This window comes from Roseibium litorale, assembly GCF_014842915.1.
Lineage (GTDB): Bacteria > Pseudomonadota > Alphaproteobacteria > Rhizobiales > Stappiaceae > Roseibium > Roseibium litorale.
Window position 1 is genome coordinate 1 of sequence record NZ_JACYXI010000018.1, and the last position, 22,902, is coordinate 22,902.

Genomic DNA, 22,902 nt, shown 5'->3' on the forward strand with positions numbered 1-22,902 from the left:
GGGAACAAGCTGATCGAGCGTCACAATCTCGAGCGCTGTCTGGGCGGGGCCGGGCTTCTTCAACATAAAGACACTGAATCAAAAACCACAAGCAAATGCTACGGGTTTGTCAGCAGTCTGAAGGCCCCGAACCATCCGGTCCGGGGCCTTTTTCTTAAACGCCGCGGGATGCGTTATCAGACAGCGGCTTCGTAGAGCTCCAGGACGTAGTCCCAGTTGATCAGGTTGTCGACGAAGGCCTCGAGGTACTTCGGACGGGCGTTGCGGTAATCGATGTAGTAGGAATGTTCCCACACGTCGCAGCCCAGGATCGGGGTTGCGCCATGGACCAGCGGGTTTTCGCCGTTCGGGGTCTTCATGATTTCCAGCTTGCCGTCCTTGACAGCAACCCAGGCCCAGCCGGAGCCGAACTGCGTTGCGCCAGCTGCCAGGAAATCAGCGCGGAACTTGTCGTAGCCGCCCAGATCGCTGTCGAACTTGGAAGCGAGAACGCCCGGCAGGGACTTGCCGCCGCCATCCTTCTTCATCCACTTCCAGAAGTGAACGTGGTTATAGTGCTGGGCTGCGTTGTTGAAGAGGCCAGCGTTCTTGCCGAAGCTTTCCTTGACGATCTCTTCCAGCGACTTGCCTTCCAGACCGCTGTCCTTCAGCAGGTTGTTGCCGTTGGTGACATAAGCCTGATGGTGCTTGTCGTGGTGGAACTCGAGGGTCTCAGCCGACATGTAAGGGCCGAGAGCGTCATAGGCATATGGCAGTGCGGGAAGTTCGAAGGACATTGTACTCTCCTTATGATTCCGGGGACCCTCAAGGCGTCGCCTGAGGATCTTCTGGACCTGCGCCAGCCCGTTCCCGTCCATCCGGGTATCTACCGAGCCGCCGCGTCGAAAGGCAATTTAGGGCTGTCTGCGTGACGGGGCAATGTCCCTCAGGCGAAATAAAAAAATATTTTTGTTTTTTTATATATCCGCGGTGTTTGAAGTCCCGTCACATCCCCTCCCCTGCCGCGTCCTTCCACAGACAACTCGCCCGGATTCAAGGTTCCCGGCCCGGAAGAGTTGAAGCGTTAGGACTGGAGGCCTCAGGCTTAAGGGTCTCGATCATCTGATTCGACTTGAGGATTTTGGGCATGATCCAGCGGTTTAAACCGCTCCGGGCAGCGGTTCTTCTTGGTCTGGCGGAAATAGCCTTCCTTGCCATGGCACAGGCAGCCCCTTCCCTGCGCGTTGTCGATGGCGACACGCTGGTGCTTGATGGCGAGACAATCCGGCTGAACGGGATCGATGCGCCGGAAATAGCCCAGACCTGCCGTTCGGCCAGGGGCCGGGAAACGCGCTGCGGAAAAGACGCCAAGGCCGCGCTGGAAAAACTGGCCGCTGCCGGACCGCTGGAATGCAAAGGGACGGAGCTGGATGGCTATGGCCGCAGGCTTGCCACCTGCTACGCCAATGGCCGTGACATCAACGCCCAGATGGTGCGGCTCGGCCATGCCTTCGCCTTCCGCAAATATTCGCTCGCCTATGTGAAAGAGGAGGAGCTGGCGCGTAAGGACCATGCAGGTGTCTTCGCCGGAACTGTCCAGGCCCCCTGGGAGTTTCGCGCCCGCAAATGGCAGGTGGCCAGCCAGGCGAACAATCAGGCCGCGCCACGGGACTGTCCGATCAAGGGCAACATCTCCAGCAACGGCAAGATCTATCATACGCCCTGGTCCCCCAGCTACGGGCGCACCCGGATCGACCCGTCCCGGGGCGAGCGCTGGTTCTGCTCGGAAGACGAAGCGATTGCTGCCGGATGGAGGGCTCCGGGCTGAAGCAAACCATTGAAGTGCGCATGCCCGTATAGACAATCAAGAGGTGCATTGATATTAGTTAACGATTCTTTAATTTCTCATATTGGGGGGCCATTAATGAGAATTAATGTCGCAATAGGAATATTGTTCGCATTCGTTGCAGCAGGCTGCCAGCAGATGACGGGGGCATTTACGCGTGATGACTATCTGAAGCCTGAACCTCTTTTTGTTTACAATTTCGCCGATCACGCGGATCCTCAGAAAGCACCCAATCCACATCTGGCTTCCGTCTCGAATACCGGGGAAGTTCCCATCATAAACACCAGCGTTCTTGAGCTAGTAAGAAGCGACTCGACCGGACATACTCGCGATTTCATTCAAGACATTCTGATCAAGCGATCGGACGATCTGTGCAACGCCTTCGTTGATGATCTCTACGTGCGAGTAACCTCCAGGAAATTTACATTGAAGAACCTGGCAGGAGCAGCAAGTGCTGTTGGAACTTTTGCTTCCGCTGTTTCATCAGAAATGAATCTGGTAAGTACACTGGCACTTGGGCTAAATAATTCATACAACGAAGATATTATGAGAGGTCAACTAAGCACACTTTTGGCCAATCAAATCCAAACTGATCGAGAAAACGAACTCAAAACAATACTCAAGAAAAGAAGCAAAAAATATAGCTTCAGCCAGTCTCTTCTCGATGCGAACAAATACCATGAAAAATGCTCGGTACTTAGCTCGCTTAGATCCATAACCAAATCGACTGCAACACAATAGAAACAATCATAAGCTGAGGCTTCTTGCGGGCCAAGCTATCAAGTGTCAGGAGTACACGGTGGCGCACCCCGGGGTTAAAGCTGAATGCGAGGCGGCAGCTTCAGCCATTCCGTGACCCGCGTCACACTGTCCAGCCCCGTCATCGCCTATCACTTCTCTCAGCGCGGCGGACCCGCGCACCGGGGCTCCCGCCCCACCAACACTTGGGAGAAGACAATGACCAAGACCTTGAAAAGCCTGACCAGATCCGCAGCCTTTGCCCTGACAGCCGGAGCCATGCTGTTCGGTGCCACCACCCTTCCGGCGTCCGCCGGACCGGGCATGGGGAACAGCCTTGGTGAGTGCTACAACAATTGGATCGGCTGGTGTAACGAGAAGACCTCGGGCTATCCGAATGACTGCTACACCAAGAGCTTGAAGATGTGCGACCAGAAGCACAAGCAGCGGAGTTCCGCGATCCCTCCGGCTCAGCTGGAAGCCATGAAGAGCACAAGCCTCCGCAAGGCAAAACGGGTTGAGGCCGCGGTAACTCCGGCCAGTACAGCGGCCCGCTGACCACAAACCACTGCCTTCCAAAAGGCCCTGCCGCGGACACCCGCTGCAGGGCCTTTGGCGTTTCAAGACAGGTGCCCGGTGACATGGAAACGCTCCACGCGAAAGTTCCCGGGCCGAATTGACAGACACCGGGTGCTCTCCCTATTTTGCGGCGCACCATTGCCGCCCTGCGGTATGCCTCGCGATCCAGCCGGAAGACCTCCCGTTTCCGGCTTCAGGGTCGTCCGCCACAGCATCTGGAATTTCAAACCGGCGCCGCTTTCCCTCCTCCCCGGAAAACCGGCAGCCCAAACCCGGAGTAAACTGATGATCGCAAGAAACGTTCCCGACGTGACCTTCCGCACCCGCGTCCGCGATGACAGCATCGAAGGCCCGAACCCGTTCCGCTGGGAAGACAAGACCTCCTCAGACTATTTCTCCGGCAAGCGCGTCATCCTGTTCTCCCTGCCGGGCGCCTTCACCCCAACCTGCTCAACCTATCAGCTGCCGGATTTCGAAAAGCTGTATGAGGAGTTCAAGGCCGAAGGCATCGACGAGATCTACTGCATCTCCGTCAACGACGCCTTTGTGATGAACGCCTGGGGCAAGGCTCAGGGCATCGACAAGATCAAGCTGATCCCGGACGGATCGGGCGAATTCACCCGCAAGATGGGCATGCTGGTCCGCAAGGACAATCTGGGCTTCGGCCTACGCTCCTGGCGCTATGCTGCCGTGATCAACAACGGCGCAATCGAAAAGATGTTCGTTGAGGAAGGCTTCTCCGACAACTGCGAGACCGACCCCTACGGCGCTTCTTCGCCGCAGAACATCCTGGAAGCTCTGCGCGCTGACAAGGATTCCGCTGCAGCGTAAAGGCCAGCATAAGGATCACCTGTCCGGCTCCGGCCGGGCAGGCTCTTATGCGGCGAAGGGATGAAGATCTCCGCTTGCCACAAGGCAGCCGCCATGCGACGACTTCAAGCCCCGACCTTGATCCGCATGCGCAGACGCCGCCCATGTCTTCCCCGACTTCCCGTTTCATCGCCCTTCGTCTCGCTTCAGGCGGCCTGATTGCCCTGGCTGCCGCCATGGGCGTTGGACGGTTCGTCTATACGCCCATCCTGCCCTTCATGGTCGAAGGCACCGGCCTGTCGCCCGCCCAGGCAGGACAGATCGCCACCGCGAATTTCATAGGCTATCTGCTGGGCGCGCTTGCCGCTTCCATGGGAGGCTTGAGGGGAAGCCGCAGGGCCTGGCTTCTGGGCGCGCTCGCAATCAGCGGCCTCACCTCCATGGCGATGAGCTTTCCTGATTATGCGCCCGCCGCTGCGCCCTGGGATCTTTGGCTGTTCAGTCTGCTGCGGTTTGTGTCCGGTCTCGCCAGTGCCTTTGCCCTGGTCTTTGCCTCCGCGCTGGTGCTCGACCGGCTGGCGCATCTGGGCCGTCCGGGGCTGTCAGCTCTCTATTTTTCCGGCGTTGGCGCAGGCATCGCCTTTTCGGCGGTTCTGGTGGCGGTTCTCAACCGCTCCGGCGCGAGCTGGGCAGATCTTTGGAATGCCAGCGGCCTGGCCACCCTGATCGCGGCGCTAGCGGCCGCCCTTCTGATCCCCGGCGAACCAGGGAAGACAACGGCACCTGCCGCTTCCAGCGCCCCTTCCAGTGGGCCGGCCGGTATGCCCCCTGCTCTCATCCGGCTTATTCTGGCCTATGGCCTGTTCGGCTTCGGCTATGTCATCACCGCCACCTTCATTGCCGTGATCATCCGGGAGGCCCCGGAGCTTGCCGGTCTTGAAGCGGCCTCATGGCTGGTGGTGGGTCTGACAGCGGCGCCCTCCATCTTCATCTGGAACAAGATCGCGCTCCGCCTTGGCGGCAGGCGGTCCATTGCCCTTGCCTGCCTTCTGGAGGCAGGCGGCGTGGCCCTGAGCGTTCTCAGCTCCTCGTCCCTGGGCATTCTTCTGGCTGCGGCCCTGCTTGGAGCCACCTTCATGGGCATCACCGCCATGGGGCTGATGGAGGCCCGGCGCTTGACGCGGGGCGATCAAAGACGGATCCTTGCAGTGATGACCGCGAGTTTTGGCCTCGGCCAGTCGCTGGGCCCCTGGCTGGCAGGCTATCTGCATCAGGTCTCGGGCGGCTTCACCAGCGCGTCGCTGGCAGCCGCCGCGGCTCTTCTGCTTGCTGCCGCGCTGACGGCACCGGGCAGTGGCGCTGGCAAGGCTGCCTGACCAAAAGGCCCAAGGCTGCTGATCGCGGGTTACCGCGTGTTTAGGCCCGGATTAAGATTGGAACGGGAAGGACTGCCCGATGGCACAGAGCGGCAATAGCCCCGCGCAAGCGGGACCGGGATCCCCGGAAGGGGAGCAGAAGGCAACCAATTGGGAAAGCCTCCGGCTGGAGCTTATCGCTGAAGGTAAGGCAGATCTTGTCGACGCGCTGGACCAGCTGATCCGGGAAAGCCACTCGCAAGAGGCCGCCCGGATCCTGAAGCAGATCACATCCCGTCTCGACGGCAATTTACGCCTTTGAGAACTCGAAGTAGAGCTGGCGCGCGCGGGCCGCGACCGGCCCCGGTTGCAGCTGGCGGTCATCGATCCGGTTGACCGGAACAACCTTGTTGTAGTTGCCTGTCGAGAAAATCTCGTCCGCCTCCTGGAAATCCGCATAGCGCAGCGTGCGCTCGTGAACGGTGACGCCAGCGCCGCGCAGCAGGTGAATGACGCGCTGACGGGTGATCCCGTTCAGGAACGTGCCATTGGGAACCGGGGTATGAACCTCGCCATCCTTGACCATGAAGACATTGGCGGAGGTCAGCTCGGCCACATTGCCCAGCATGTCCAGCACGATGGCATTGTCGAAGCCCTTTGACTTGGCTTCCAGCGCGGCCCGCGCGTTGTTCGGATAAAGGCAGCCCGCCTTGGCATTGACCGGCATGCAGTCCAGCGTGGGCCTGCGGAAAGACGACAGGGTGATGGAGTTTGCCGCCCCGTCCGCCGCCATCGGCGCATCGAACAGGCACATGCAGAAGCGCGTGCTCTCCGGATCGCCCGCAATCACGCCCGGTCCGTCGCTTTCGGCCCAATACATCGGCTTCACATAAAGCTGCTTGTCCGGCGAGAACTTGGCGGCGCCTTCCTGCGTCAGCTCGATCATCTCGCCAACCTTCATGGTCGGCTTCAAATTGAGAGCAAGCGCGCTGTCATTCACCCGCTGGCAGTGCAGATCGATGTCCGGCATCACGCCGCTGAACACCCGGGCACCGTCAAACACACTTGAACCGAGCCAGGCGGCATGGGTGCGTGGCCCCATCATGGGCGGGTTCCCCTCATGCCAGGTTCCGTCGATCCAGGTCCAGGTTTCGCTCCAGCCGCTCATAGTCCGTCTCGCTTCCAGATTGCATGGTTTAGGAGAGGCGAAAGAACTCCCTTCCCTGCCCCCCGTCAACACTCCTTTCCCTTGATGCCTCAAATTGCATAGCCTGTTCCTCTGACAGGGCTCTTTCGGAACTCATGTTTCAAAACCGTACCCCATGCGGAAAACTACGGCTTGCAGCCAGATCAGCCATCGGTTTTGATAGGGGTTCCTTTTCTGGACCCCACCCTCTCCATCCGGACCCGATTCCATGCGTCAACCGATGCTCGTTTCTGCGCTCAAGAGCTATTCCCGTCAGGATTTCCTGGCGGATCTGTCTGCTGGCGTCACCGTCGCCATGGTGGCCATCCCTCTCAGCCTAGCCATCGCGATTGCCTCCGGCGCGGACCCCGCCACGGGCCTGGTTACGGCGATTGTCGCCGGGTTTCTGATCTCGGCTCTTGGCGGCAGTTCCGTACAGGTCGGAGGCCCGACCGGTGCCTTCATCGTGGTGGTTTATGGTGTGATCGCCGAGCACGGTTATGACGGCCTGGTTCTGGCGACCCTGATGGCGGGCATTATCCTGCTCATCGGCGGCTATTTCCGGGCCGGCAATCTCATTGCACATATCCCGGAGGCCGTGGTGCACGGCTTCACCATCGGCATCGCGGTCATCATCGGCACAAGCCAGCTCAAGGATTTCATGGGTCTGACGGGCACGGGCATCCCCGCGGACTTCATCGAGAAGCTGAAGGCGCTGTGGGAAATCCGGGACACGCTCAATTTGCCTGCGGTCCTGATTGCCCTGGCGACCCTCGTGCTGATTGTCGTGTTGCGGCGTATAGCGCCGCGCTTTCCCGGGCTGATCGTTGCCGTGGCCGCAGGTTCCCTGGCCGTCTGGGCGTTGAACCTGCCGGTGGACACCCTCGGCTCCCGCTTCGGCGCCCTGCCCGATCACCTGCCGGTGCCGCATCTGCCGGACATCAGCCGCGACCGGGTGATCGAGCTGTTTCCCTCGGCTGTCATAATCGCGTTCCTCGCTGGTGTGGAGTCCCTGCTTTCGGCCATGGTGGCCGACCGGATGATCGAGGGCAACCACCGCCCCAATGCGGAACTGACCGCCCAAGGGGCGGCCAATATTGCTTCTTCTCTTTTCGGCGGGCTGCCCGCCACCGGCGCCATTGCCCGCACCGCCACCAACATCCGCGCGGGCGGCCGCACACCGGTCGCAGGCATGATTCATGCTCTTGTCATCCTGCTGGTGATGATGCTGGCAGCGCCTCTGGCCGGCTATCTTGCCATGCCCGCCCTTGCCGCCCTGCTGATGCTGACCGCCTGGAACATGAGCGAGCCGCATAAATGGAAGGAGCACATGCATGGCAAGCGCTCCGATGTCATGCTGCTGCTCTTGACCCTGACCCTCACCGTGCTTCTGGACCTGACAATCGCCATCGGCACCGGCGTTGCGGTTGGCCTTGCCCTGCGCCTGAGGGAACGCAAGAAGCTGGACAGCGACTGGACGCCGCCGGACCGGTGATCCGCTGTCTCATGGGTTGACTTTGCGGGCATGTTCCTATTTTGTTCCATTCAACAATCAACCCGGATAGAGCCGCCCGATGGAACAGCGTATCAGCCTGATCACCCTTGCGGTGGATGATCTTGAGGCCACCCGGCGCTTCTTTGAAGACGGGCTTGGCTGGACACAGGCTCCCGGCGGCAATGAGCATATCGCCTTCTATCAGCTGACCGGCTCCGCACTGGCCCTCTACAGCCGGGCTCATCTCGCCAAAGACCTTGGCCGGGACCTTCCGGCGGAGACACTCGGCGGCATGACCATCGCCTGGAACGCGCGCAGCGAAGAGGAGGTCGACACGGCCTATGCCGAAGCGCTCACTGCGGGAGCCGAGGTGGTGGTGCGGCCGGAAAAGGTCTTCTGGGGCGGCTATTCCGGCTATGTTTCCATTCCCGGCGGCCATCTTCTTGAAATCGCGTATAATCCCTTCTGGCCGCTTTCTGCTGACGGCAGCATCACACTGCCCCCGGCAGATCCGGAAGCGGGCTGACCGAAGCGGTTCCGGCGCCCGGACAAGTTTCTCAGCGTTTTGCCCGGAGACTGAGACGAAATACGCCAGCTAACCGGCCTGCCCGGCTTGACGGGTGCCAGGGAACACTGTCTTCTGCCGCAGTCTGAATTGCACGGTCCGGAGATCCCAAAATGGCTTATGCCGCCTATGTGTTTGACGCCTATGGCACCTTGTTCGATGTGCATGCGGCGGTGCGCAAACACGCGGAGAAAATGGGCCCGGATGCACAGACCTTCTCCTTCGTCTGGCGGCAGAAGCAGCTGGAATATTCCTGGGTCCGCGCGCTTATGGGCCGCTATCAGGACTTCTGGGAGCTGACGGAGCAGGCGCTGGACACTGCTTTCGCGCTCTACCCTTCCGCCGACAAAAGCCTGCGCCAGGACCTGCTCAATGCCTATTGGTCGCTGGATTGCTATCCGGAAGTGCCGGAGGTTCTGACCCGCCTGAAACAGGAAGGGGCACGGCTGGCCATCCTCTCCAACGGCTCTCCCGCCATGCTGGAAGCGGCCGCAAAGGCGGCGGCGATTACCGAGCTGCTGGACGAAATCTTCTCGGTCCATGAGCTCAGAACCTACAAGACCGCGCCGGAAGTCTATGACATGGTCACGACCCATTTCCGGATCTATCCGGAAGCCGTGTCGTTCCAATCCTCGAACCGCTGGGATATCGCAGGCGCCACCGCCTTCGGCTTCCGCACCGTCTGGATGAACCGGACCAGCCAGCCGGACGAATATCCGGACCTGGCACCCAGCGCGGTCCTGAACGACCTGAATGGCTTGCAGGCGCTGGGGTGATACCAGGGAGCATAAATAACAAAATTTAATTTATTTACTTTTATTAATAGAAGTTCGCAACGACACCGCCCCCCCTAGAGGTCATAACTATGATTTCGTCAATTCTATTTAAGTTCGGTTCATCAATTAATCAGCCAAAACTGAAAATTCAGATGCGACCCTCTATTACAATATTTGTTGGCCCGAACAACTCCGGGAAAAGTCAATCTTTAAGAGAAATAAACGATATATTTAAAAACGGAAGCAATCCGGCCGGGAAAGTAATATCAGAAATCGAATTCCAAAGCTACACTAAAGAGTTCTCACAAAACATACTAACCTCCCACCTAGTTCCAGCTAAACCCGGAGAAGGCCTAAATCACGACCAAGCATTCGTTCAATTCGACAGTAATAGAATCATTGTTAACAAGAATATATTTACAGCCTCCTTGATTAATCCGAACAATATCGAGCAGAATTTCAGGCACCACTTTGTCAACTTTTACGCCAAGCACTATATATTATCTCTTGACGGCCCTTCGAGAATAAACCTCTTGAATAGCCAGGAACGAGGAGACTTAAAGAACCCATCCGGAATTTTCTCAAGATTACTAGTCTCAGATGAGAGACGAGAGACGCTTCGTAAACTCGTTTTCGAAGCTACTGGACTCTATTTCTGCTTAGATATCTCAGAAGGAAGCAAAATAAGCGTGAGATTCGGAGAGGAAAGACCTCCAAATGAACGTTCTTTAGAAGATAAAACTCTTGATTATATGCGAACAGCTTTCGGCGCAAACGCTGTCAGCGATGGCATAAAAGCTTTCACAGGAATACTTACTCAATTACATGTGGGACAACCAAAGGTTATCACAATTGATGAACCAGAAGCCTTTTTACACCCGAACCTTGCCTTCAAACTTGGAAAGGAACTCGCAAAAGGTGCAATAGAGGAGAGAAAACACATTTTCGTATCGACACATAGCGCACAGTTCTTAATGGGAGCCTTCTCATCTGGAGCAGAAGTAAACATCATTCGTTTAACGCACCAAAACGGCATAGGAACAGCTAGACTTCTCTCCGGAAGTCAACTTATAAGTCTTATGAATGATCCATTACTTAGATCCGTCGGAGTAATGGAGGGGTTATTCTATGATTCTGTTATCGTAGGCGAGGCAAACGCGGATCGGGCATTTTATCAGGAAGTCAATGAAAGGCTGCTGGCGATTGGGGATGAGCGCGGTGCTCCTCGCACTTTGTTTCTAAATGCGGATAATAAACAGACAATTCCAAAAATCTTAGAACCGCTTCGAAAATTAGGCATTCCTGCTGCTGGTATAGTTGACATAGATATCGTCAAAGAAGGCGGAAAAGTCTGGGCTGCACAATTGACTGCTTCTAATATTCCTAAGCTTGAACACCAAAGCTATGCGGACAGACGGAAAAACGTTCTTGTAGCGCTGGAAGCTACGGGTAAAGATTTCAAGATGGACGGTGGAATTGATTTACTTTCGAGCGAACAGCGTGAAATAACTGAGAATCTCATTAACGATTTGGCCAGCTATGGATTGTTCGTGGTACCTCACGGCGAAGTTGAGCATTGGCTATCGGACCTCAATGTTGATCGCAGCAAGAACAGCTGGCTTCGTTCAATCTTCGAAAAGATGGGAAGCGATCCATCATCCGACGGATATATTCAACCAACCGAAGGTGACGTTTGGGATTTCATTGGAAAGGTATCAGCGTGGATGAAAGACAGCAAACGCAAAGGTATTCCAGCATAGCCTTCCTCAGATTTGGTGAGTGCACAATTGTCACGGTTGCAGCGACCACCGAAATTATTGAAGATTTTTCCATACTGAGTGCCACATTGTTTATTCCGCCGCCTGCGCCGGCGCATAGCCCAGCGCCTTGTTGAGCTTGCCGATGAGATCAACCGCGGCTTCCGCAATCACCGTGCCGGGCGGGAAGATGGCCGAGGCGCCGGCGACGTAGAGGGCGTCATAATCCTGCGGCGGGACGACGCCGCCGACGACGATCATGATGTCCCCGCGCCCTTCTGCCTCCAGAGCCGCTTTCAGGGCGGGTACAAGCGTCAGATGGCCTGCAGCCAGAGACGACACGCCGACCACATGGACGTCGTTCTCCACCGCCTGGCGGGCAGCTTCCTCCGGGGTCTGGAAAAGAGGCCCGATGTCCACGTCGAAACCGAGATCGGCAAAGGCGGATGCGATGACCTTCTGGCCGCGGTCGTGGCCGTCCTGGCCCATCTTGGCGACCAGAATGCGCGGACGGCGGCCATCGTTGTCCTCGAAAGCCTCAACCAGCTTTTGCACCTTTTCCATGGTTCCGGACATGGCTCCCGCCTCCCGCTTATATACGCCGGAAATGGACTTAATCTCGGCCTTGTGGCGGCCGAAGACCTTTTCCATGGCCATGGAAATCTCGCCCACGGTGGCCATGGCGCGCGCGGCCTTGACCGCAAGGTCCAGAAGGTTGCCTTCGCCGGTTTGAGCGCACTTGGTGAGCGCGTCGAGGGCTGCCTGGGTGTCTGCCTCGTTGCGCTCAGCCTTCAGGCGCTGCAGCTTTTCGATCTGGCGGGCACGGACTTCCGCGTTGTCCACCTTCAGAACCTCGATCGGCTCTTCAAAGTCCGGCTTGAACTTGTTGACGCCGACCACCGTCTGGGCGCCGCTGTCGATGCGGGCCTGGGTCTTGGCGGCAGCTTCCTCGATGCGGAGCTTCGGAATGCCCTTCTCGATGGCCTTGGCCATGCCGCCCAGCTCTTCGACTTCACGGATATGGGCCAGCGCCTTTTCAGCGAGATCCGCCGTCAGCTTCTCCACATAGAAAGACCCGCCCCACAGATCGATCGGCGACGTGGTGCCGCTTTCCTGCTGCAGGAACAGCTGGGTGTTGCGGGCGATGCGGGCGGAGAAATCCGTCGGCAGGGCGAGCGCCTCGTCCAGCGCATTGGTGTGCAGCGACTGGGTGTGGCCCTGTGTTGCCGCCATGGCCTCCACACAGGTGCGGATGACGTTGTTGAAGACATCCTGCGCGGTCAGGGACCAGCCGGAGGTCTGCGAGTGGGTTCTGAGCGACAGGGACTTGGCGTTCTTCGGCGCGAAGTTCTCTTCCATCAAGGTTGCCCAGATCAGCCGGGCGGCGCGCAGCTTGGCCACTTCCATGAAGAAGTTCATGCCGATGGCCCAGAAGAAAGACAATCTTGGAGCAAAGGCGTCGATGTCCATGCCAGCGGCCACACCAGCTCTCGCATATTCGATGCCGTCGGCGATGGTGTAGGCCAGCTCCAGGTCCGCCGTCGCCCCTGCTTCCTGCATGTGATAGCCGGAAATGGAGATCGAGTTGAACTTCGGCATGTTGGCCGAGGTATAGGCAAAGATGTCAGAGATGATCCGCATGGAGGGGGCAGGCGGATAGATATAGGTGTTGCGGACCATGAACTCCTTCAAAATGTCGTTCTGAATGGTTCCCGCGAGAAGCTCCTGGGAAACGCCCTGCTCTTCCGCCGCCACGATATAAAGCGCCAGAACGGGGAGCACCGCGCCGTTCATGGTCATGGACACGCTCATCTTGTCCAGCGGAATGCCGGAGAAGAGCGTGCGCATGTCATAGATCGAGTCGATGGCGACACCCGCCATGCCGACGTCGCCGGAAACACGCGGATGGTCGCTGTCGTAGCCCCGGTGAGTGGCAAGGTCGAAGGCGACCGAGAGGCCCTTCTGGCCAGCCGCCAGATTGCGCCGGTAGAAGGCGTTGGAGTCCTCAGCTGTCGAGAAGCCGGCATATTGCCGGATCGTCCAGGGCTGCTGGACATACATGGTGGGGTAAGGACCGCGCAGGAACGGCGGCAGGCCGGGCCAGGTGTCCAGATGGGTGAGACCTTCGAGATTTCCTGAGGAGAACACCGGCGGCACCGCGATGCCCTCCGGGGTCTCCCATGACTCAGAACGGACGGCTTCAGCGGCCGGAAGCGCATCCTTGAAGGCGGTCTTGGAAAAATCCGGGATCCTGCTCATTCCGATGCCTCCTGACCTGCGCCAACCCCAAGCCGGGCCTGCGCCTCGCTCAACAGCTCCAGAAGATTGCACCCCGCATAGATCATCGTGTCAATGCCTGCGGCGGTCAGCGCCGCCTCCTGCTCCTTTGGCTTGCCTGCGAGATAAAGATACTGCGCACCAGCCTCTTTGAGCCGCCGTGCGGCCTCTTCGGCCTGTTCCACATAGATTGTGTCAGAAGACACAAGGCAGGCAACCGTGCAGCCGGAGGCCTTGAAAGCGTCCACAAGCTCATCCAGCCCCGTGACCTGCGCGCCGCCTGCACTGCCGATCCCGCCTGCGGCGAAGGCATTGGCGGTCCAGGTTGCGCGCGCGGTGAATTGCGACAAGGGTCCGAGGCAAGCCAGGAAGACCGCTGGTACGCACGAGGCCTCGGCCCGGTCCCGCAGAATCTCGAAAGGCTCAGATACCCGCTCCGGCCTGGGCAGCGGCGTTTTCAGCTCAACCATGTCCCGCCAGCGGCGCGACAGGACGATGTCGGCAATCGATGCGCCCGCCTCGAGGCGATCGGAAATCGCGCTCATCAATTCGCCCGCATTCCCCGGCTCCGGCAGTTCCGATACTCCGGTTCCGGTGCTGACCGTATCGGCAGCCCCATCCAGAACGCGCAAGGATCGTTCAGACAGGTTCGGGAAGGCGCTCACACCGGTGATCTCCTGCCGGCGGGTGGCAACACGGGCTTTGCGTGCCTTGCAGCTCTCAAGCAGCCGCGCCTGCACCTTGCCCTGAACCAGGCTTTCAACGATACCGCCTTCCGATTCGATCTCCTGGAACAGATCCCAGGCTGCGGCCACCATGGCATCTGTACGTGCCTCAACCGCGCCGGACCCGGCAGCTGGATCGGCAACCTTGTGCAGATTGCACTCTTCCAGAAGAATGGTCTGGGTGTTGCGGGCCACCCGCCGGGCAAAGGCATCAGGCAATCCGTGGGCGATGCTGAAGGGCAGAACCGAGATGCTGTCCGCACCGCCGACGCCAGCGGCAAAACACGCCACCGTCGAGCGGAGCATGTTCACATGCGCGTCCGGCTTCGTCATCATCCGCCAGGACGTTTCCATATGAAGATGCGCACAGCTGACGGGCATGCCGGACTGGGAGAGAACCGAAGCCCAAAGGCGGCGCAAGGCACGGGCCTTCGCGATGGTGCCAACCTGATCCGCATCTGCTGAAAGCGCAAAACTGATGAAGCCAGGCAGATCCTCTAGGCTGAAGCCGCCCGTTTCCACATCGCGCAGGTACTGAACACCGCAGGACAGGGCAAAAGCCAGTTCCTGAACGGGCGTTGCCCCCCGGTCATGCCACAGGCGGCCATCGGCACACAAGATCGGACCGCTGACGCCCTTGCCCCGGACAAAGGCGGCCAGGTCAACGATCCGGCGCGCAAGATAAGGCACGGAATTGCGCAAGAGAGCCGTGTGCCCGAGCTTGGTTATATAGTCACTGCAGGAGACGATATTGAGCGAGGCCGGATCGATGCCACGCCGTTCGGCAAGGACGAGCAGCATCGCCAGAACGGACGAGCTTTCGTAGCCGCCATCGATGCGGATCTGCAGCAGATCCAGCAGAACACCATCCAGAAGACGGGAAAAGCCGGCAACATCCTCGCCGGTGACCCCATAACCACGGGAATAGGCGGAACTGTCCATCACCAGATCAAAACCATCGGCACCGCCCTCCAGCTCCTCCAGCAGAAGTGCGTTTGCCATTTCAAGATCCGGGTGATCGACGCGGCACAACACCCGCCAGGGTGCTCCTGGCGCGCGGGCCGTGCGGGGGACGGCTTCCCTGCGGCGCTCATAAAGAGGAGCGATTGGCAGCCCATCCTCGGTCTTGCCCGTCAACCGGTCCCGCGGCGCGCCCTTGAGGGCCTTGTCCACACCAGCCAGCCAGGCATCCTGCGTGCCGGACAAAAAGCTCTGAGGAATGTTCAGCGTCATGACAATCTCCCGTTGCCAGTCTTTTTAGTCCGCATGGGCGAAACAAGGCAACTCAGCAGAACGGCTGAGACGCAAAAGCTCCGCAAGCCGCACATCTGGGACAGTAACCTGCGGTAGGCATTAAAACCTATTCACTTGCACGTACCGCCTCCGGCTACCCCCGCATTTTTTGACCATGAGACGGCTACGGAAGCATTTGGACAACAAACTGGCGCCAATCGACAAAAAATGCCGATCTATTCAATAGATAAATCCAGATTTCTATTGTAACTTATACAGGCTGCCGTTTGGGAACCAACCCTCTCGGAAAGATTGCCATTTTCGTCGGCAAGATGAAGAGAGAACAACCGTAAGGGCCGGAAACAAGACCATAAGACGCATTCGCTAGGGAGTGCAGTTCTTGGGCAGTGCCGCCCCCAAAACCAGACTGGCAGACCACCTGACCCATACGAGCGGAAAACCGCCGCAGGTGACAGTCAAATAAGCAAGGCAGACCGCACGAAGAGGCGGGCCTTCATAAATAATGGATGTGCACAAATGTATGACCAAAATGAACTGAAGAATAAGCTGAGAGCTGTGTCCGAGGCTGGCGCGGCTCACCATGTGCTGGATATTCTTGAATCCAACCTCCGGCGCATGGGGGCGACACATATTCTGGTCACCGGGCTGCCAATGCCCAACCGCCCCATTGATACCCTCGTGCAGCGTTTCCGCTGGCCGGATCTGCGCAATGACGGTATTGAATCGACCTCCCTCTCCGCCAACGATAGCGCCCTGATGCTGGGTCTTGCTTCCAGCCGCGCGAAGATCTGGACCATTTCCGAAGGCGATACCGAGCATTCGGAGCTTCTGGCAGCGGCCAGTGCAGGCAACCAGATGATCATTGTGCCTGTAACGGAACTGCACCCTTTCCAGGCATTCGTCTTTGCAAGCGGCCCGGCCATCCAGGCCAACAAGTGGGATCTCGCGGCGCTGGAAGTTCTGTCCGCCGCCGTGTTCTCCCGCCTCAGGGATCTGGGCGCGATTTCCGGCCAGCGCCCGGGAGGTCTCTCCACCCGTGAGCGCCGTGTTCTGGAACTGACAGCCTTCGGCAAGACCGCCGGTGAAATCGCGGATGTGCTGGACATCTCCCAGAGAACCGTCCACGCTCACCTGCAGAACGCCAGCGTGAAGCTGAACGCTTCCAACAAGACCCATACGGTCGTGGAAGCCCTGCGCTACGGCCAGATCAGGGTCTGATTCCTGGTCTCAAGACAAGCTTCTGCAAACGCACCTTTTGACCCCAGTCCGTCCAAACGGGCTGGGGTCATTCATTTTTCCGCCAATGTTTCTGGAACCGGCCTTGCCCTATCAACGGGCAGCCGCTCCGCTCTCTGGCTTCATCGCTTTGGCAGGAGAAGGCAGAGCTGTGAGCTTGAGGACAGTCCGGTCACTTTGTCGTCCCGCACTTGATGCGGGGTCCATGCCGTCTCGCCTCCCAAAAGCACGGCTTTTCCGTGGGGCAAGGTTGCGGCATGGGGGCCATGGTCAAGCCATGGCAGGACGGAGCAGGAGAGGATTGCGCGTGGAACGGCCGCCGCAACAGCAGCTTGTCCCGAGAGACGATCGAAGGGGCTATGCCGTTACCGGCAAACTGCTCCCGGCCTTCTCCCGAAGACCGGGATGTTTTCAAACTCCGGAACTGGCGTAAATCTCAGTAAGTCAGGACCGGGGGCAGTTCCTTGGCCTGTTCGACCCACTTCGCCACCTGGCTTTCACTCGGCACCTGACGCACCAGCTTCTTTGTCTCGTTCACTTCCGCCATTTTGGCCGCGAGGTTCTCGGCGTTGCGGTGCTTGAGTTCCTTCACGGTGTCGACACCGGCGGCCTCAAGAAGCTCGGAATATTCCTCACCGACGCCCTTGATCCGCATCAGGTCTGCCATGTTGGCCCACTTGAGGATGCGCGAGTCGTCGATACCGGTGGCTTCCGCCAGAGCCCTGCGGCCCTTGGGATCTTTCGCATGATCGAGGTAGTCGCCGGTCGTCTTGATGCCCTGCTCGCCCAGCTTGGCAGCATAGACAGGGCCGATACCTTCAATATCAATGATCGGATAAGACATTGTTCCCTCACTTCCCTTTGGTCAACGAAGATCCATTTGGGGCAATTACAGGATCTGACTCAATCCCGGGATGGAAGAAATGACTTCATCTACTGCCTCATCCCCTGCTTTTTCCTTGGCGAAACCAACAAGGGTCTTCACCACGGTCTGGATCTGTGTCATGTCGAGCCCGGCTGCCGACAACTCGTTCAGGGCATTCATCGCCCCCATGCCGGGAACCATGGCTCCCAGCCCCGCCAGCAGGCCGCCCTTCGATTTGCTGCCGCGCGCGGCGACAAGTTCCGCGGCCCCCGGAAGCACGTCGAACACCTGCTGCATACGGTCTGCCGGAGCTTCCTTGTTGAGGAAGGACAAAATGATCGTGACCGCTTCGCGGATGGTGTCTTCATCGAGCCCGGTCTTGGACATGATTGCGGCAATAAGGGTTTCCATAAACGGCTCCCGGCTGTTTTGACAAAGCCGGACACGCGGAAAAACATGGCCTGCCCGGCAAGTCTACGGCTATACACGCAGAAGGGACCCGGCGTCGACTGTGAGACGCGACGTTGACCGGGGTGAACGCACAGGCAATTCGTCGAATGACGCTAGGGGATTTGGGGGACGACGTGACGGCTTCGGACAGCATCTACATCGGTGGCAGCAACGGCAAGGACGAAATACTGGCCCTGAAACTGGCCAACCGGCATGGATTGATCACCGGGGCGACCGGCACCGGCAAGACCGTCTCCCTGCAAATTCTGGCGGAAGGCTTTTCCGCCGCCGGAGTTCCCGTTTTCTGTGCCGACGTGAAAGGTGACCTTTCGGGCGTTGCCGCTGCGGGCACTCCCAAGGATTTTCTGGACAAGCGCGCCAAGACGATCGGCTTTTCCGACCGTTACAGCTACGAAGCCTTTCCCGCTATCTTCTGGGACCTTTATGGCGAACAAGGCCACCCTGTCCGCACCACCGTATCCGAGGTCGGGCCCCTGCTTCTGTCCCGGCTGCTGGAGCTGAACGACACCCAGGAGGGTGTGTTGAACGTGCTCTTCGAGCTCGCGGATGACGAAGGCCTTCTGCTTCTCGATATGAAGGATCTGAGGGCGATGCTCGCCCATGTGGCCGACCGGGCCGAGGAACTGTCCCGTCATTACGGCAATGTCTCCAAGGCCTCTGTCGGCGCGATCCAGCGGCGGCTTCTGGTTCTGGAACGTCAGGGCGGTGACCTTTTGTTCGGCGAACCGGCGCTCGACATCCGCGATCTGATGCGCACGGCACCCGACGGCCGCGGCATGATCAGTGTTCTGGCCGCAGACAAGCTGATGCAATCCCCCCGCCTCTATGCGGTCTTCCTCCTGTGGCTGCTGTCGGAGCTGTTCGAGGAACTGCCGGAAATCGGCGACCCAGAAAAGCCGAAGCTTGTGTTCTTCTTTGACGAAGCCCACCTCCTCTTCAATGATGCGCCAAAAGCCCTGATTGATAAGGTCGAGCAGGTCGTCCGGCTGATCCGCTCCAAGGGTGTCGGCGTGTATTTCGTTACCCAGAACCCATCGGACGTTCCCGAGACTGTCCTGTCCCAGCTCGGAAACCGGGTGCAGCATGCGCTGCGCGCCTTCACCCCGCGCGACCAGAAAGCCGTGCGGGCCGCCGCCGAGACCTTCCGCCCCAACCCGGAGCTCGATACGGAACGGGTCATCACGGAGCTTGGTGTCGGCGAAGCGCTTGTCTCCACGCTGGAAGGCAAGGGCGTTCCGTCCATCGTCCAGCATACTCTGGTCCGTCCGCCCTCCTCCCGGCTTGGCCCGGTAACAGAAGCCGAACGGCGGACCATGATCCAGACCAGCCCGATCTTCGGTCTTTATGACCGCACACGGGACCGGGAATCTGCCTATGAGCTGCTGATGGAGCGCGCGCAGATCAAGCAGCGCCAGGAAGAGCGGCAGCGGGATGAGGAGGACCGGGTTGCGTCCAAGGAAGGCGCGCCGCGCCGGACCCGCTCCGGTTTCCAGATCCCCGACTTTGGCCGGGACGACCGGCCCCGTCCGGCAAGCACACGGCAGCGGGCGCAACGCAGCTCCAGCCGGGACAGCGTGCTGGAAGCAGGGCTCAAGTCGGCTGCCCGCAGTCTGGGATCATCGCTTGGGCGCGCCCTCGTGCGCGGTGTCCTCGGTTCCTTGAAGCGCGGGTTCTGACCAGAATTGCCGGCAGGAATCAAGCTGGCCTGGCTGAGGAGCATCACCCCTCTTCAGCCAGGATCAGTGTTTAGCGCAAGAAAACTGGACACTTTCGGAAACATTTTCTAAAAACTGCTTTTAGAACCTGTGCCCGAATGAACGTTCATCTGCGTGAGACTCATGTCCTTTTCTGTCCCACATGAGGAAATCGCGCTTCAAGACAGTTTCTTTGAGGCAGCTCTTTCGCCCGAGGCCTGGTCCAGAAGTCTCGAGCACCTTTCAGATTACGTCGGTGGCGGCGCCATCAATCTGATCCTGATCGAAAAAGCCGGAGCCCAGCCCCTCGACGTCCGCTATGGCCGGGTCGATGAGTTCGCCTATACCAGCTATATTGAAAACTATATCGCGGTTGATCCGCGCATTCCCCGGATCCTGACCTCCCCCGTCAACACCATGCTGATGGAGCATCAGGTTCTCACGGAAGACGAGCGCCGCTCCAGCGCCATCTACAATGAACTCATGTCCCGCAGCGGCATGCGCAACCAGGCCATTTCGCTGCTGTCTGCCGATGACATATACGCCGGCTTCGGCGTCGCCCCCCAAAATGACGCTGTGCCCTTCACCACGGATCAGATCGGCCGCCTTTCACGCCAGCTGAACAGCCTGAAGCAGGCCGTGCGGTTCTACACTTCCAACCGGGGTCTTCAACTTCAACGCAAGTCCCTGGGAGATCTCTGGAGCAATTCCGGGAAGGCTGTTCTGCTTTTCGATGCCTTCGGGCAGGTGCTCTTCGCCAACTCCCTTGCCGAGACCTTTATCCGCTCAGGCCTTTTGAAGCAGCGCCACCGGCAGATCAGCTTCCCGGACCGGACCGCGCAGGCAAACTGGACGACCCTTCAGAACCAGACCAAGGAAGCCGGCGCCCCGCGCACCTTCGAATTTCTTGCGACAAACAGGATCTCACTGGAGCAGATCGGCGTGCGCGTCATCAGCGCTGAGCCTCTGCTTTCGAAGGTCGCTTCGGCCAGCACCCCGGCCCTGGTCATGGTTCTGACCGTGCTTTCCGGCGAGACGCCAATTAACCAGCAGGAAGTGGATCGCTTCTGCCAGCTTTTCGGCATCACGCAGGCGGAAAGCCGGGTGGTGGCAGCGGTCGCGAACGGCATCAGCCTGTCGGATCTGGCCGCGGAGCGGAAGGTTGCGACAGACACCCTGCGCAAACAGCTGAAAACCGCCATGGCCAAATGCGGCGTCCCCTCGCAAAAGGCGCTGATCTCCCGGCTGGAACGCTTCTGTTTCCTGAGCCAGATTTAGCGGACCTCCCCCTTCTCCTGCCCCTCCCTATCCTTTCGCGGCGCTTTCCAGTCCGGCGGGCTGGATAATTCTGCTTGCAATCTTCCCGCCCCATAATAACTCTTATAATTAGAGTAACTATGGAGGCTGCCATGCGTCTTGAGGAACACCCGACTGTCGTCAAGGTCCGGAGCAAGCAGGAAACCCGGAAGAAGCAGGAAAAGCCCTTATCCGCGAGCTGGCTGAAGGATCTGGCCAAACGCCATGGAGCGGCGGACGCGGGCCTCGTCGAGATCAGCCGCCCCTCCCTTACAGGCGAGGCCAGTTACATTCGGGAAGTGTTTCCACGGACAAGGACGCTGCTGTCGATCTGCGGGCGCATGAACCGGGAACCGGTCCGCTCCCCCGTCCGCTCCGTGGCAAATCAGGAGTTTCACGCGGTCTATGACGAGCTGAACGAGGTCGCCCGCCACATTGTCGCAGAGCTGGCGGAGCATGGAATTGCCTCCTGCAACGCGGTTTCCGCCTTTCCCATGGAGGCCCAGCTGCCAGGGCGGATCTGGAAGGTGGCGCATAAACCCATCGCTGTTGCCGCGGGTCTCGGCCACATGGGCCTCCACCGCAGCGTCATTCATCCGCAGTTCGGGTCGTTCATACTTCTGGACACGGTCCTGATCGGTGAAGACGCTGACAGCTCCGACCATCCCATTGAGTATAATCCCTGCCTGGAGTGCAAGCTCTGCGTCGCGGCCTGTCCCGTCGGCGCATTGAAGCCGGACGGCGCCTTCGACTTCATGACCTGCTTCACCCACAACTACCGGGAATTTCTCGGCAACTTCAACGACTTCGTCGATGCGGTAGTGGAGTCCAAGTCCATGACCGACTACCGCAAGCGGTTCTCCGATGGCGAAACCACATCCATGTGGCAATCCCTGTCCTTCAAGCCGGGCTACAAGGCGGCCTATTGCCTGGCCGTCTGCCCGGCGGGAGAAGACGCGATCAATCCGTTTCTGGAAGACCGGCCCGGCTATGTGAAAGAGGTGCTCAAGCCCCTACAGGACAAGAAGGAGACGCTCTATGTGCTGCCAGGCTCCGACGCGGAGGGCTATGCCCGCAACCGCTTTCCGCACAAGGCGCAGAAGCGGGTGCGCCGGTCGATCAGCCTTGCCTCTATCGAGACCTTTCTGGTCAGCCTGCCCCTAAGTTTCCAGCGGGGCCGTGCAAAAGGGTTGAACGCCACGTTTCAGTTCACTTTCACCGGACCGGAAGAGATCACCGCGGCGGTCAAGATCGCCAATCAGAAGATCGAGGTCCGGCGCGGCCCGGCGGAAGAGGCCGATGTGCGCATCACCGCCGATGCAAAGACTTGGCTCAAGGTGATGAATCGACAATACAGCATGATCAACGCCATTGTTTTGCGGAAGATCCGGGTCAAGGGAGACATGCGGCTGTTCCGCGCCTTTGGCCGCTGCTTTCCAGGATGAGCCATCACAGGGAGTTGTCATGCGCACCAAATCCTTTACCGGCATGACCTGCTCCATCGCGGGCGCCCTTGAGGCGGTCAGCGACAGGTGGGGGTTCCTGATCCTGCGGGACATGCTGCTGGGCCTGACCCGCTATGACGCATTTCAGACTTCAAGCGGCATTCCTGCACAGACGCTGGCCAACCGCCTGAAGCATCTCGAGGCCTATGGGCTGATCGAGCGGTGCCGCTATCAGGACAAGCCGCCAAGGGACGAATATCTGCTGACGGAAAAGGGGCGGGATCTTGCAGCCGTGATCACCGCCCTGCGCGAGTGGGGTGACCGCTGGGACGCCCATGGATCACCCGAAGGCGCGCCGGTCGTGCTGACAAACAGCAGAACCGGAAACGAGGCCCGCCTAGCCCTTATCGACACTCAGACCGGCGCAGTGGTCCCCATGAACGCGGCCAAGCCCATTGAGGGGCCGGGCGCCGATCCCCTCACCCGTTTCCGGCTCGGATCGGCTCCGCCTGCCAAAGACAGCTGACACCTGCCCCTGCGGTCTAGGACATTG

22 protein-coding genes are annotated in these 22,902 nt (G+C 59.1%); 16 read left to right on the plus strand and 6 right to left on the minus strand.

Annotation, left to right across the window (positions count from 1 at the left end):
- The coding region (locus tag IG616_RS22880) for a hypothetical protein (RefSeq protein WP_209007913.1) at positions 1-195 on the plus strand (195 nt) is incomplete at its 5' end.
- Here the strand turns inward: IG616_RS22880 and IG616_RS20600 are convergent.
- Positions 177-776 (minus strand): superoxide dismutase, encoded by a 600-nt coding sequence (locus IG616_RS20600; protein ID WP_192150436.1) that lies wholly within the window; start codon positions 774-776, stop codon positions 177-179. The two genes, IG616_RS22880 and IG616_RS20600, sit on opposite strands and share 19 nt — an antisense overlap.
- Before the next feature lie 350 nt (positions 777-1,126).
- Between IG616_RS20600 and IG616_RS20605 the strand changes: the two genes are divergently transcribed.
- The 6 genes from IG616_RS20605 to IG616_RS20630 all read left to right on the plus strand — a co-directional run bounded on the left by IG616_RS20605 (position 1,127) and on the right by IG616_RS20630 (position 5,629).
- Positions 1,127-1,807: a thermonuclease family protein gene (locus IG616_RS20605; RefSeq protein ID WP_192150438.1), complete on the plus strand. Its 681-nt coding sequence runs from the start codon at positions 1,127-1,129 to the stop codon at positions 1,805-1,807.
- Between the two features lie 96 nt (positions 1,808-1,903).
- Positions 1,904-2,566, plus strand: a complete 663-nt coding sequence (locus tag IG616_RS20610; protein ID WP_192150440.1) for a hypothetical protein — start codon at positions 1,904-1,906, stop codon at positions 2,564-2,566.
- Between the two features lie 84 nt (positions 2,567-2,650).
- Positions 2,651-3,121 (plus strand): hypothetical protein, encoded by a 471-nt coding sequence (locus tag IG616_RS20615; RefSeq protein WP_192150442.1) that lies wholly within the window; start codon positions 2,651-2,653, stop codon positions 3,119-3,121.
- Positions 3,122-3,427: 306 nt separating this feature from the next.
- Complete coding sequence (locus IG616_RS20620; protein WP_192150444.1) at positions 3,428-3,973, plus strand: peroxiredoxin; 546 nt, start codon at positions 3,428-3,430, stop codon at positions 3,971-3,973.
- 143 nt (positions 3,974-4,116) lie between these two features.
- Positions 4,117-5,328, plus strand: a complete 1,212-nt coding sequence (locus IG616_RS20625; protein ID WP_209007916.1) for a YbfB/YjiJ family MFS transporter — start codon at positions 4,117-4,119, stop codon at positions 5,326-5,328.
- A gap of 79 nt (positions 5,329-5,407) precedes the next feature.
- Entirely contained in the window at positions 5,408-5,629 is a 222-nt protein-coding gene (locus IG616_RS20630; protein WP_192150445.1) for a hypothetical protein, read from the plus strand.
- Here the strand turns inward: IG616_RS20630 and IG616_RS20635 are convergent.
- Positions 5,618-6,475: a branched-chain amino acid aminotransferase gene (locus IG616_RS20635; protein WP_192150446.1), complete on the minus strand. Its 858-nt coding sequence runs from the start codon at positions 6,473-6,475 to the stop codon at positions 5,618-5,620. The two genes, IG616_RS20630 and IG616_RS20635, sit on opposite strands and share 12 nt — an antisense overlap.
- Before the next feature lie 247 nt (positions 6,476-6,722).
- Between IG616_RS20635 and IG616_RS20640 the strand changes: the two genes are divergently transcribed.
- From IG616_RS20640 to IG616_RS20655, 4 genes are all read left to right on the plus strand, one after another.
- Positions 6,723-7,988 carry a SulP family inorganic anion transporter gene (locus tag IG616_RS20640; RefSeq protein ID WP_192150448.1) on the plus strand — a complete coding sequence of 422 codons (1,266 nt, stop codon included), beginning with the start codon at positions 6,723-6,725 and terminating at the stop codon, positions 7,986-7,988.
- 79 nt (positions 7,989-8,067) lie between these two features.
- Entirely contained in the window at positions 8,068-8,514 is a 447-nt protein-coding gene (locus tag IG616_RS20645; protein ID WP_192150450.1) for a VOC family protein, read from the plus strand.
- Positions 8,515-8,666: 152 nt separating this feature from the next.
- A complete protein-coding gene (locus IG616_RS20650; protein WP_192150452.1) occupies positions 8,667-9,329 on the plus strand; it encodes a haloacid dehalogenase type II in 663 nt (220 codons plus the stop codon).
- Positions 9,330-9,418: 89 nt separating this feature from the next.
- Positions 9,419-11,089, plus strand: a complete 1,671-nt coding sequence (locus IG616_RS20655; RefSeq protein ID WP_192150454.1) for an ATP-dependent nuclease — start codon at positions 9,419-9,421, stop codon at positions 11,087-11,089.
- A gap of 90 nt (positions 11,090-11,179) precedes the next feature.
- Here IG616_RS20655 and scpA read toward each other — a convergent pair whose 3' ends face one another.
- Entirely contained in the window at positions 11,180-13,345 is a 2,166-nt protein-coding gene (gene scpA, locus IG616_RS20660; RefSeq protein WP_192150456.1) for a methylmalonyl-CoA mutase, read from the minus strand.
- Entirely contained in the window at positions 13,342-15,321 is a 1,980-nt protein-coding gene (locus IG616_RS20665) for a methylmalonyl-CoA mutase family protein (protein WP_192150458.1), read from the minus strand. The genes scpA and IG616_RS20665 overlap by 4 nt, the downstream gene beginning before the upstream one ends.
- A gap of 537 nt (positions 15,322-15,858) precedes the next feature.
- Between IG616_RS20665 and IG616_RS22930 the strand changes: the two genes are divergently transcribed.
- The gene (locus IG616_RS22930) at positions 15,859-16,560 is read left to right on the plus strand and encodes a helix-turn-helix domain-containing protein (RefSeq protein WP_192150460.1); all 702 of its coding nucleotides are present in this window, start codon (positions 15,859-15,861) and stop codon (positions 16,558-16,560) included.
- Positions 16,561-17,014: 454 nt separating this feature from the next.
- On the opposite strand, the gene IG616_RS20675 is transcribed toward IG616_RS22930, so the two are convergent.
- Positions 17,015-17,422: a DUF4332 domain-containing protein gene (locus IG616_RS20675; RefSeq protein ID WP_192150462.1), complete on the minus strand. Its 408-nt coding sequence runs from the start codon at positions 17,420-17,422 to the stop codon at positions 17,015-17,017.
- Positions 17,423-17,467: 45 nt separating this feature from the next.
- Positions 17,468-17,854, minus strand: coding sequence for a DUF2267 domain-containing protein (locus tag IG616_RS20680; RefSeq protein WP_192150464.1), 387 nt, complete (start codon positions 17,852-17,854; stop codon positions 17,468-17,470).
- Between the two features lie 146 nt (positions 17,855-18,000).
- Here IG616_RS20680 and IG616_RS20685 point away from each other — a divergent pair, with 146 nt between their 5' ends.
- The 4 genes from IG616_RS20685 (at position 18,001) to IG616_RS20700 (ending at position 22,875) form a co-directional block, all read left to right on the plus strand.
- Positions 18,001-19,590, plus strand: a complete 1,590-nt coding sequence (locus tag IG616_RS20685; RefSeq protein WP_192150466.1) for a helicase HerA-like C-terminal domain-containing protein — start codon at positions 18,001-18,003, stop codon at positions 19,588-19,590.
- Between the two features lie 162 nt (positions 19,591-19,752).
- Positions 19,753-20,886, plus strand: coding sequence for a hypothetical protein (locus IG616_RS20690; RefSeq protein ID WP_192150468.1), 1,134 nt, complete (start codon positions 19,753-19,755; stop codon positions 20,884-20,886).
- A 131-nt stretch (positions 20,887-21,017) separates the two neighbouring features.
- Positions 21,018-22,349, plus strand: coding sequence for an SCP2 sterol-binding domain-containing protein (locus IG616_RS20695; RefSeq protein WP_192150470.1), 1,332 nt, complete (start codon positions 21,018-21,020; stop codon positions 22,347-22,349).
- Between the two features lie 19 nt (positions 22,350-22,368).
- The gene (locus IG616_RS20700) at positions 22,369-22,875 is read left to right on the plus strand and encodes a winged helix-turn-helix transcriptional regulator (protein ID WP_192150472.1); all 507 of its coding nucleotides are present in this window, start codon (positions 22,369-22,371) and stop codon (positions 22,873-22,875) included.
- Positions 22,876-22,902: the final 27 nt, after the last annotated feature.

Bases quoted from the DNA above. Each gene is read 5' to 3' on its own strand.
- scpA (WP_192150456.1), bottom strand. From the start codon at position 13,345: ATGAGCAGGATCCCGGATTTTTCCAAGACCGCCTTCAAGGATGCGCTT.
- IG616_RS20630 (WP_192150445.1), top strand. From the start codon at position 5,408: ATGGCACAGAGCGGCAATAGCCCCGCGCAAGCGGGACCGGGATCCCCG.
- IG616_RS22930 (WP_192150460.1), top strand. From the start codon at position 15,859: ATGTATGACCAAAATGAACTGAAGAATAAGCTGAGAGCTGTGTCCGAG.
- IG616_RS20680 (WP_192150464.1), bottom strand. From the start codon at position 17,854: ATGGAAACCCTTATTGCCGCAATCATGTCCAAGACCGGGCTCGATGAA.
- IG616_RS20700 (WP_192150472.1), top strand. From the start codon at position 22,369: ATGCGCACCAAATCCTTTACCGGCATGACCTGCTCCATCGCGGGCGCC.
- IG616_RS20645 (WP_192150450.1), top strand. From the start codon at position 8,068: ATGGAACAGCGTATCAGCCTGATCACCCTTGCGGTGGATGATCTTGAG.
- IG616_RS20665 (WP_192150458.1), bottom strand. From the start codon at position 15,321: ATGACGCTGAACATTCCTCAGAGCTTTTTGTCCGGCACGCAGGATGCC.
- IG616_RS20615 (WP_192150442.1), top strand. From the start codon at position 2,651: ATGCGAGGCGGCAGCTTCAGCCATTCCGTGACCCGCGTCACACTGTCC.
- IG616_RS20600 (WP_192150436.1), bottom strand. From the start codon at position 776: ATGTCCTTCGAACTTCCCGCACTGCCATATGCCTATGACGCTCTCGGC.
- IG616_RS20620 (WP_192150444.1), top strand. From the start codon at position 3,428: ATGATCGCAAGAAACGTTCCCGACGTGACCTTCCGCACCCGCGTCCGC.
- IG616_RS20685 (WP_192150466.1), top strand. From the start codon at position 18,001: ATGACGCTAGGGGATTTGGGGGACGACGTGACGGCTTCGGACAGCATC.
- IG616_RS20625 (WP_209007916.1), top strand. From the start codon at position 4,117: ATGTCTTCCCCGACTTCCCGTTTCATCGCCCTTCGTCTCGCTTCAGGC.
- IG616_RS20605 (WP_192150438.1), top strand. From the start codon at position 1,127: ATGATCCAGCGGTTTAAACCGCTCCGGGCAGCGGTTCTTCTTGGTCTG.
- IG616_RS20675 (WP_192150462.1), bottom strand. From the start codon at position 17,422: ATGTCTTATCCGATCATTGATATTGAAGGTATCGGCCCTGTCTATGCT.
- IG616_RS20690 (WP_192150468.1), top strand. From the start codon at position 19,753: ATGTCCTTTTCTGTCCCACATGAGGAAATCGCGCTTCAAGACAGTTTC.
- IG616_RS20655 (WP_192150454.1), top strand. From the start codon at position 9,419: ATGATTTCGTCAATTCTATTTAAGTTCGGTTCATCAATTAATCAGCCA.
- IG616_RS20695 (WP_192150470.1), top strand. From the start codon at position 21,018: ATGCGTCTTGAGGAACACCCGACTGTCGTCAAGGTCCGGAGCAAGCAG.
- IG616_RS20640 (WP_192150448.1), top strand. From the start codon at position 6,723: ATGCGTCAACCGATGCTCGTTTCTGCGCTCAAGAGCTATTCCCGTCAG.
- IG616_RS20650 (WP_192150452.1), top strand. From the start codon at position 8,667: ATGGCTTATGCCGCCTATGTGTTTGACGCCTATGGCACCTTGTTCGAT.
- IG616_RS20610 (WP_192150440.1), top strand. From the start codon at position 1,904: ATGAGAATTAATGTCGCAATAGGAATATTGTTCGCATTCGTTGCAGCA.
- IG616_RS20635 (WP_192150446.1), bottom strand. From the start codon at position 6,475: ATGAGCGGCTGGAGCGAAACCTGGACCTGGATCGACGGAACCTGGCAT.